At 56.0% G+C, this 9,503-nt stretch carries 4 protein-coding genes and 2 pseudogenes; 1 reads left to right on the forward strand and 5 read right to left on the reverse strand.

The genetic code is table 11. The features are described 5' to 3' along the window. The first annotated feature begins 71 nt into the window (after positions 1-71). Positions 72-3,974 carry an ATP-dependent RNA helicase HrpA gene (gene hrpA / locus ACSZPU_RS10300; RefSeq protein WP_498998235.1) on the forward strand — a complete coding sequence of 1,301 codons (3,903 nt, stop codon included), beginning with the start codon at positions 72-74 and terminating at the stop codon, positions 3,972-3,974. A 158-nt stretch (positions 3,975-4,132) separates the two neighbouring features. On the opposite strand, the pseudogene ACSZPU_RS10305 reads toward hrpA, so the two are convergent. From ACSZPU_RS10305 to ACSZPU_RS10325, 5 genes and pseudogenes are all read right to left on the reverse strand, one after another. Continuing rightward, positions 4,133-4,791, reverse strand: a pseudogene (locus tag ACSZPU_RS10305) (O-methyltransferase). Positions 4,792-4,806: 15 nt separating this feature from the next. Further along, on the reverse strand, positions 4,807-6,195 hold the full coding sequence (locus tag ACSZPU_RS10310) for an efflux transporter outer membrane subunit (protein ID WP_498998237.1): 1,389 nt from the start codon (positions 6,193-6,195) through the stop codon (positions 4,807-4,809). Next, complete coding sequence (locus ACSZPU_RS10315) at positions 6,192-7,274, reverse strand: HlyD family secretion protein (protein ID WP_498998240.1); 1,083 nt, start codon at positions 7,272-7,274, stop codon at positions 6,192-6,194. The genes ACSZPU_RS10310 and ACSZPU_RS10315 overlap by 4 nt, the downstream gene beginning before the upstream one ends. Before the next feature lie 28 nt (positions 7,275-7,302). Beyond that, positions 7,303-8,954: pseudogene (locus ACSZPU_RS10320) on the reverse strand (MFS transporter). After that, on the reverse strand, positions 8,954-9,385 hold the full coding sequence (locus ACSZPU_RS10325; RefSeq protein ID WP_498998242.1) for a MarR family winged helix-turn-helix transcriptional regulator: 432 nt from the start codon (positions 9,383-9,385) through the stop codon (positions 8,954-8,956). Before ACSZPU_RS10325 ends, ACSZPU_RS10320 begins: the two are co-directional and overlap by 1 nt. Positions 9,386-9,503: the final 118 nt, after the last annotated feature.

Here is a 9,503-nt window from a genome sequence, read left to right on the forward strand (position 1 = left end):
AACGCGTTGTGGTATTCTACGCGCATTCCGATAAAGAGAAGTTTTCCGGCAGTGCTCTGCCCGATAAGATTATGACAGAACAACAAAAATTGACCCTCGCCGATCTTCACCTTCAGCTCGATACCCTGATGCTGCGTGACAGACAGCACTTTGCCCGCCGCCTGCAGGGCGTGAAGAAGGTTAAAAATCCTGAATCACAACAGGCTATTTTCCAGACGATGAACCGGGAGATCGCCGAAGCGGCACAGAACGTTCTGCTGCGCGAGGCATCACGCCCGACAATCAGCTATCCCGACAATTTACCCGTTAGCCAGAAGAGACAAGACATCCTGGAAGCCATCCGCGACAACCAGGTGGTGATTGTCGCCGGGGAAACAGGCTCCGGCAAAACCACGCAGTTGCCAAAAATCTGTATGGAGCTGGGGCGCGGGGTAAAAGGGTTGATTGGCCATACCCAGCCGCGTCGTCTGGCGGCGCGTACCGTTGCCAATCGTATTGCCGAAGAGCTGCAAACCGAGCCGGGCGGCTGCATCGGCTATAAAGTCCGTTTTAGTGACCATGTCAGTGACAACACCATGGTCAAGCTGATGACCGACGGTATTCTGCTGGCTGAAATTCAGCAGGATCGCCTGTTGATGCAGTACGACACCATCATTATCGATGAAGCGCACGAACGCAGTCTGAACATTGATTTCCTGCTCGGTTACCTGAAAGAGCTGCTGCCGCGTCGTCCGGACCTGAAAATCATCATCACGTCGGCGACCATCGATCCGGAACGCTTTTCGCGCCACTTTAATAATGCGCCCATTATCGAAGTATCCGGCCGTACTTATCCGGTGGACGTGCGCTATCGTCCGATTGTCGAAGACGCCGACGACACCGAACGCGATCAACTGCAGGCCATCTTCGACGCAGTGGATGAGCTGAGCCGCGAAGCGCCGGGCGACATCCTGATCTTTATGAGCGGTGAACGCGAAATCCGCGATACCGCCGATGCGCTGAACAAACTGAATTTACGCCACACCGAAGTGCTGCCGTTGTATGCGCGTCTGTCGAACAGCGAGCAAAACCGCGTATTTCAGTCACACAGCGGGCGACGCATTGTGCTGGCCACCAACGTGGCGGAAACTTCGCTGACGGTGCCGGGCATTAAGTATGTAATTGACCCGGGTACCGCGCGTATTAGCCGCTACAGCTACCGCACGAAAGTGCAGCGCCTGCCGATTGAACCGGTTTCTCAGGCTTCCGCTAACCAGCGTAAAGGCCGTTGCGGTCGTGTCTCGGAAGGTATCTGTATCCGTCTTTATTCGGAAGATGATTTCCTGTCACGCCCGGAATTTACCGATCCGGAAATCCTGCGTACTAACCTGGCGTCGGTTATTTTGCAGATGACCGCGCTGGGCCTCGGCGATATTGCCGCGTTCCCGTTTGTTGAAGCGCCGGATAAACGCAATATTCAGGACGGCGTGCGTCTGCTGGAAGAGCTGGGTGCCATCACCACTGATGAGCAGGCCACCGCCTACAAGCTGACGCCACAAGGTCGCCAGCTTAGCCAGTTGCCGGTGGACCCGCGTCTGGCGCGTATGGTGCTGGAAGCGCAAAAACACGGCTGCGTGCGCGAAGCGATGATCATCACCTCAGCGCTTTCCATTCAGGATCCGCGCGAGCGTCCGATGGACAAGCAGCAGGCATCCGATGAAAAACACCGCCGCTTCCACGACAAAGAATCCGATTTTCTCGCCTTTGTGAACCTGTGGAACTACCTCGGCGAACAGCAAAAAGCGCTGTCGTCGAATCAGTTCCGCCGCCAGTGCAAGCTGGATTTCCTCAACTACCTGCGCGTGCGCGAGTGGCAGGATATCTATACCCAGCTGCGCCAGGTCGTGAAAGAACTGGGTATCCCGGTGAACAGCGAACCGGCGGAATACCGTGAAGTCCACATTTCCTTGTTAACCGGTTTGCTGTCGCACATCGGGATGAAAGATGTCGATAAGCAGGAATTTACCGGGGCGCGTAACGCACGTTTTTCTATATTCCCGGGCTCCGGTTTATTCAAAAAACCGCCTAAATGGACGATCGTGGCCGAGCTGGTGGAAACCAGCCGCCTGTGGGGGCGCACTGCGGCACGTATCGATCCGGAATGGGTGGAGCCTGTTGCGCAGCATCTGATCAAGCGCTCTTACAGTGAACCGCACTGGGAGCGGTCGCAGGGCGCGGTGATGGCAACGGAGAAGGTGACGGTTTACGGTTTGCCGATTGTGGCTGCTCGTAGCGTGAACTACAGCCAGATTGATCCGTCCCTGTGTCGTGAGTTGTTTATCCGTCACGCGCTAGTGGAGGGCGACTGGCAGACACGCCACGCGTTTTTCCGCGACAACCTTAAGCTGCGCGCTGAAATTGAAGAGCTGGAGCACAAATCCCGTCGCCGCGACATTCTGGTTGATGACGATACGCTGTTTGAGTTCTACGACCAGCGCATCAGCCATGACGTAATTTCTGGCCGCCATTTTGATAGCTGGTGGAAGAAAGCGAGCCATGAAACCCCGGATCTGCTCAACTTTGAGAAGAGTATGCTGATCAAAGAAGGGGCGGAGAAGGTTAGCAAACTGGATTACCCGAATTTCTGGCATCAGGGCAATCTCAAGCTGCGCCTGAGCTATCAGTTTGAACCGGGGGCGGATGCCGACGGCGTGACGGTGCATATTCCGCTGCCGCTGCTTAACCAAGTGGAAGAAAGCGGGTTTGAATGGCAGATCCCTGGGCTGCGCCGCGAGCTGGTGATTGCCCTGATTAAGTCATTACCCAAACCGGTACGACGCAACTTTGTGCCCGCGCCAAACTATGCGGAAGCATTTTTGGGCCGTGTCACGCCGCTGGAATTGCCGCTGCTGGACGCCCTGGAGCGTGAGCTCCGCCGCATGACGGGTCATACGATTGATCGTGACGATTGGCACTGGGATCAGGTTCCCGATCATCTGAAAATCACCTTCCGGGTGGTGGATGAGAAGAACAAGAAACTCGCCGAAGGTCCATCATTAACGGCGTTAAAAGAATCGCTGAAAGGTAAAGTGCAGGAAACCCTTTCGGCGGTAGCCGACGACGGTATCGAGCAAAGCGGGCTGCATATCTGGAGCTTTGGTCAGCTTCCGGAAAGCTACGAGCAGAAACGCGGTAACTACAAGGTGAAAGCCTGGCCTGCTCTGGTAGATGAGCGCGACAGCGTTGCAATCAAGCTGTTTGATAATCCACTGGATCAACAACAGGCCATGTGGAACGGGTTACGCCGTCTGCTGCTGTTGAATATTCCATCGCCTATCAAATATTTGCATGAAAAACTGCCAAACAAAGCCAAACTGGGTCTGTACTTTAACCCGTATGGCAAAGTACTGGATCTGATCGACGATTGCATCTCCTGTGGCGTCGATAAGCTGATTGACGAGGCGGGTGGTCCTGTCTGGACGGAAGAGGGCTTTACCGTGTTGCACGAGAAAGTTCGCGCCGATCTGAATGAAACGGTGGTGGATATCGCCAAACAGGTCGAGCAGATTCTCACGGCGGTGTTCAATATCAACAAGCGTCTGAAAGGGCGTGTGGATATGACCATGGCGCTGGGGCTGTCAGATATCAAGGCCCAGATGAGCGGGCTGGTGTATCGCGGTTTCGTCACCGGCAACGGTTTCCGCCGTCTGGGTGATACGCTGCGTTATCTGCACGCCATTGAAAAGCGTCTGGAGAAACTGGCGGTCGATCCGCACCGTGACCGGGCACAAATGCTGAAAGTGGAACAAGTCCAGCAGACGTGGCAGCAGTGGCTGAACAAGCTGCCACCGGCGCGTCGTGAAGACGAAGAGGTCAAGGCGATCCGCTGGATGATTGAAGAGCTTCGCGTGAGTTACTTTGCGCAGCAGCTCGGTACACCGTATCCGGTCTCCGATAAGCGTGTTTTGCAGGCAATGGAGCAGGTGAGCGCGTAGTTTTTTTGCATCCCCGGATGTCGACACAGATTTGCTCCCTCTCCTGTGGGAGAGGGTTGGGGTGAGGGCATCAAACCGCACGATGCCATCTTCCCGGATGCGGCGTAAACGCCTTATCCGGGCTACGTCTGATGACCAATGCGAATGTTGGCTCAGGCTTACGCATTCACCCATGCCAGGGTAAATCCATCCCAGCCTTTGATACCTACGGTCTGAATCGCGGTGGCGGTCAGCCGTGGGTCTTCTCCCATCATCTCTATAAAGGTTCTGACGCCCTGAACCCGTTCGTCATCGCTCTGCGGGTTGGTCACCTCACCGTCACGTACCACATTGTCGCCAATGATCAGCGTACCGGGGCGGGAGTAGTGCAGTGCCCAGCGCAGATAGGCCGGGTTATTCGGTTATCGGCATCAATAAAAATCAGATCAAATGGCGGGTGATCGCCTAATTTTTCGAGTGAATCCAGCGCGGGGCCTTCAACTACCTTCACACACGTGTCCAGACCCGCCAGTTGCAGGTTCTGCCGGGCAACGCTGGCGTGCAGCGGATCGGCTTCCAGCGTCAGCACTTCCCCTCCAGTCGGTAACTCGCGTGCCATCCAGATCGTGCTGTAACCGCCGAGCGTACCGATTTCCAGAATACGTTTTGCTCCCGTCATGCGTACAAAAAGGGCCAGTAACTGGCCCTGATTGGCTGCCACATCAATGGCGGGAAGCCCTGCTTGCTGATTATTCGCCAGCACCTGCTCAAGAATGTCGTCTTTAGGGGTAAGCTTTTCAATCAAATAGTTATCGACATTCGACCACTGCTTCTGCATAGCATTTCTCCTGGGTTAGTCGCTCACGGCAGGCGTAGACCATCCTCCGCCCAGTGCGCGATATAAATCAATTTGCGCCAGTAACAGGTTACTTTTGGCCTGAACAACGCTCAATTGCGCGGAAAACAGTGTGCGCTGGGCATCAAGCTCATCTAGGTAGGACGAGTAGCCATCACGATAGTGATTTTGCGCGATGCGTAATGTCTCCTGCGCGACCTGGGTCTGCGCCTGCAACTCGGTTAGTTGCTCCTGCAGATGAGTGATGGCGTCCAGGCTGTCGTTGACCTCTTTAAAGGCGTTTCTTACCGTCTTTTCATAAGTATAGAGTGCCTGATTGCGTTGTGACGCTGTCACGTCCACCTGCGCATTCAGCGCCTGACGGTTAAGCAACGGGGCCAGAATGCTGCCACCCACGCTCCACAGCTTGAGCGGGTTATCCAGCAAACCGGGTAAGGTTCTGTCCTGAATGCTGCCTGTGGCAGTGAGGTTCAGTGACGGCAGCAAACTGGCGCGGGCGGAGGCCAGCGTGGCATCAGCGGCAATCAGCTGTTGTTCCGCCTGGGCGATATCCGGGCGACGGTTGAGCAATGACGACGGCAGGCTGGTCGGTATCTGTAGCGGCGTTAACTGATCGAGTTCATTTTGCCGGGCAATGCTGCCGGGATTTGCACCGAGCAGCAGACTGAGTGCGTTTTCCTGCTGGGCAATTTGGTGGCGCAGGGTGGGAATCTGTGCCCGTGTCGCGCGCATTTCAGAATCGGACTGCATCAGCTCCAGCCGTGAGCTATAGCCCGTTTCATACTGACGCTGTGCCAGCCTGAACGCCTCTTCCCGGGCCTTTAAGGTCGATTCCGTCACCCGCAGTTGGTTATCCAGCGACAGCAGGGTGACATAACCGGATGCTACCGACGAGGCAACGGTTAAATCGGCCGCTGCCGCCGCGGCTTTTTGCGCCTCCAGCGAGGCCTGCGCGGCATCGGCAGTACTGCGATGTACGCCCCAGATATCGACATCATAACTGGCCGTCAAGCTGCCTTTGTACAAAGTGCTGTAGATTGGCAGGCCGGTCACCGCCGACTGTGTGCGGGCGCGCGTACCGGTAACACCGGCGCTGAGCGACGGAAATAGGCTGCCTTCTGCACCGTAAACCCGGGCCTGATACTCATTGACCCGCTCACGGGCAATCAGCACGTCGCTGTTATAGCGTAGCGCCTGGTCAACATAACCGTTGAGCGCGCTGTCGTGAAAATTGCGCCACCAGACCTTTTCAACCGCGCTGGATGGGCCGATGCCGCTTCGCCAGGCCGCCGGGATCTGCAAAGACGGTTTCGCCGGTTTTACGTCAACGGACCGACACGCCGCCAGCAGCAGGCAGGTGAGCGCGACCAGAGGGCGAACGGTCATTGTTTCGCCTCCCGGGTATCAATATGTACCTGTACCGACATTCCAGGACGCAGGCGGGCAACATCTTCCTCTTTGCCTTTCACTTCGATGCGCACCGGAATACGCTGTGCGATTTTCACAAAGTTGCCGGTGGCGTTGTCCGGTGAAATAGCGCTGAATTCCACGCCCGTTGCCGGGGAGATACTTTCAACGCGGCCTTCAAACTCTTTGCCGTCCAGCGCGTCGACGGAGAAGCGTACCGGCTGTCCGACATGGACGTTTGCCAGTTGCGTCTCTTTCAGATTGGCGATCACCCAGCTCTGCGCAGGGACCAGCGACGTCAGATGGGTACCGGCGGTAACATACGCTCCCAGCCTGACGCTGATTTGCCCGAGCTGACCGTCACGCGGGGCGGTAATGCGGGTGTTTTGTAGATCGATATCTGCCAGCTCCAGGGCTGCTTTGGCGTTTTCTACATCGGCTTCCAGTGAACCGCGGTTGACGATGGTGGTTTGCAGATCCTGACGGGATACATCCAACGTGGCCTGCGCCTGCGCGATACTGGCATCACCCTGTGCCGCGCTTGCGAGGGCGGCATCGCGCTCGCGCACGGAGAGCGAACCGTCTGCACTCAGGGCTTTGACACGCTTAAGATTGGCCTGTGACTGGACGTTTTGCGCCTTCGCGCTGACCAGTGCCGCTTCGTTGCGTACGATCACCGCTTCGGCGCTTTTGCGTTGCTGAATATTGTTATTCAGCGCGGCGATTTTCATCGCCAGCTGCGCCTGCGCCTGATGGACGCGCTGACGATAAATACGATCGTCAATCTGCATCAGCAGGTCGCCTTTTTTTACCTTCGTGAAGTCCTGAACGTTCACTTCTGTGATGTATCCGTTCACCTGGGGGCTAATAAAGGTCGTCAGCCCACGCACGTAGGCGTTATCTGTAAACTGCGTTTGCCGGGTAAAAGGGGGCAACTGCCAGGCGTAAAGGATCACCAGTACACCAACAATGCCAATAGCGGCTGCGGCGAAAATTGACACAATACGCAGGTTACTGCGGGTATTTGCCCGCTCTTTAGCGGCATCCTGCTGGCTCATACATACTCCAGTAAAGTTAAAACAGGTATTATTTTGTTCCGGTCGCTCGTCGTAATACGATGCGCGCGGTGATGCGCAGGCGTATCAGCCGCCAGAATATCCACACCAGCGTGGCAGCGGCGACGGAGGCGGTTAACAGGTAAGTATCGTTGTAAGCGAGAATATTCGCTTCCAGCGTTGAGACGTTTTGCAACTGCGTTACAGCCTGGGCGCTCAGCAGCGTGCTGTCGCCGATCATGCTCTGGTACATCTGGCTGTAGAGCTGTAATCGATCATTTACCAGCGGGTTAAGGGTGGTGAGCTGGTCGGCAATCAGGCTGGAGTGATACTTCTCGCGCCAGGTCTGGAACGTCCCCAGAATGGCCGAACCCATTAACCCTCCGATGTTCTGACTCATTCCAAACAGCACCGAGAAGCTGACCAGATTACGTGGTTCAGCCACTACGCCGCCGATCCCGGCCAGCATGGCTGGTGCAAGGAAGAAGGCGCTGCCAAAGCCGAGGAGAAACTGGCTTATCATCATTTGATCCGGCCGCGTCAGACTGGTGGACTGGCTGTCCATCAGCGACGCAGCGATCATTAGAATCAGCGAGGTCACGATGGGCCAGGCGAGGCGCTGTGGTTTAATCGTCAGGCAACTGGCGGTGATACCGCAAATGATCCCGGCAAGAATGGACCACGCCAGATGGGTCATCTGCTCATTCTGCAAACCGACATACTGCAGCCAGCCGAACACCCCGGTGTTCTGTTCCGCCAGCACGATACGGATAAGCAGCATGATCAGCCCCAGGCGAACAATACTGCCGCTCGAGAGCCAGCGCGTATTTAATAGCGGGTTGCTGCGGTTATGTTCGAACACGATGGCGCTGACGATCAGTACCACCGCCAGAGCCAGCGACCAGCCAATCCACGGTGCTTCAAACCACCAGTCCAGACGACCCAGCGACAACACGGCGCAGATCAGTGCCATTCCCGGCGCCAGTAAAAAGAAGGTGATAAAATCTTTCTTTTCAAAGACTTTTTTGCGATCGCCCGGGGGGAGTTTAAGCATCATTACGCAGGCGAGGGAGATCAGCGCCAGCCCAAGCTCGAAGAAGTACAGGCCGCGCCATTCGTCAATTTGCAGAAGCTCAGTGGAGAACAGCCGGGCGATGGGAATGGCCAGTGACGAGCCGGTAATCCCAATCGTCAGGGCTTTCAGGCGATGGCGGGCAGGCCAGGCCTGAATCTGATAATAGATCCCCAGCGAACTGAGCGCCGCCGCCACCATGCCGTGAGCCGCACGCACCAGCAGCGCTGAACTGAGATCGTTGACGAACAGGTGAAAGAAGGTCACCAGCACATAGAGCACCAGAAAACCTTCGGTAAACGCGCGCAGCCCAAACTGCTGGCGAAACTTTACCAGCAACAGATTGATCGATACGTTCGTCATCACGTAAACGGCGGGCAGCCAGGCAATTTCCGTCGACCAGGCGGCAAAGGTGCCCTGCAGGTTTTGCAGGTTGGCGGTCACCATCGCATTGCCCAGTGCCCCGGTCATGCAGACCAGCAGGCCGACGATGCCATAGGCGATGCGTCGTGGCGTGCTGTGAAAAGGCGTTGAAGGTGAGCCCAGCAGCGCGGGTTTTTCGTGAGGGCCCATTCCCGTGGTGCATACGGATCGCTTTTCGGCAGACGCATTACTTCTTCTCAACCTCATTGAGCAGCTTTTCCAGCACCCGTCGGGTTTGTTCCTGCTCCTCATGGCTGATGACCGATAAAATTTCTTCACGCAGGCCATCTGCCACGGTTTTCACCTGATGGTAAAGCGCCATACCTTGCTCTGTGGCAACCAGCAGGCGTTTGCGTTTGTCCTGCTCCGTCAGTACGCGCTGTACCAGCTGCTGTTCCACCAGACGGTTAATCAGCGGCACCAGCGTGGCGTTTTCAATGCCCAGTTCCTGGGCAAGTTCGCTTTGTGAGAGCGGCGTGTCATTGCGGGCGATGGCGGCGACAGCCACCCAACTGGCCTGACTCATGCCGAGGTCGCGCAGACGGCGATCAACGGCCAGTCGCCAGTGATGCGCTGTGAGGTAAAGCAGGTGAGAGAAAGTGAGGTCGCGATTATCCATACATTTTTCTGATAAATAATTAGAGCTCTAACGAGTTTACCGTTAGATAGTGTCGTCACGAGGATAAAAATCATTGATAATAGGGCCTTCTAATCAGAAGGCCCTATTATCATGACTA

Source organism: Phytobacter sp. V69 (assembly GCF_965644215.1).
Lineage (GTDB): Bacteria > Pseudomonadota > Gammaproteobacteria > Enterobacterales > Enterobacteriaceae > Phytobacter.

What these genes read in the sequence shown, in the direction of transcription:
- hrpA (WP_498998235.1), top strand. Translation starts at nt 72, where the DNA reads ATGACAGAACAACAAAAATTGACCCTCGCCGATCTTCACCTTCAGCTC.
- ACSZPU_RS10310 (WP_498998237.1), bottom strand. Translation starts at nt 6,195, where the DNA reads ATGACCGTTCGCCCTCTGGTCGCGCTCACCTGCCTGCTGCTGGCGGCG.
- ACSZPU_RS10315 (WP_498998240.1), bottom strand. Translation starts at nt 7,274, where the DNA reads ATGAGCCAGCAGGATGCCGCTAAAGAGCGGGCAAATACCCGCAGTAAC.
- ACSZPU_RS10325 (WP_498998242.1), bottom strand. Translation starts at nt 9,385, where the DNA reads ATGGATAATCGCGACCTCACTTTCTCTCACCTGCTTTACCTCACAGCG.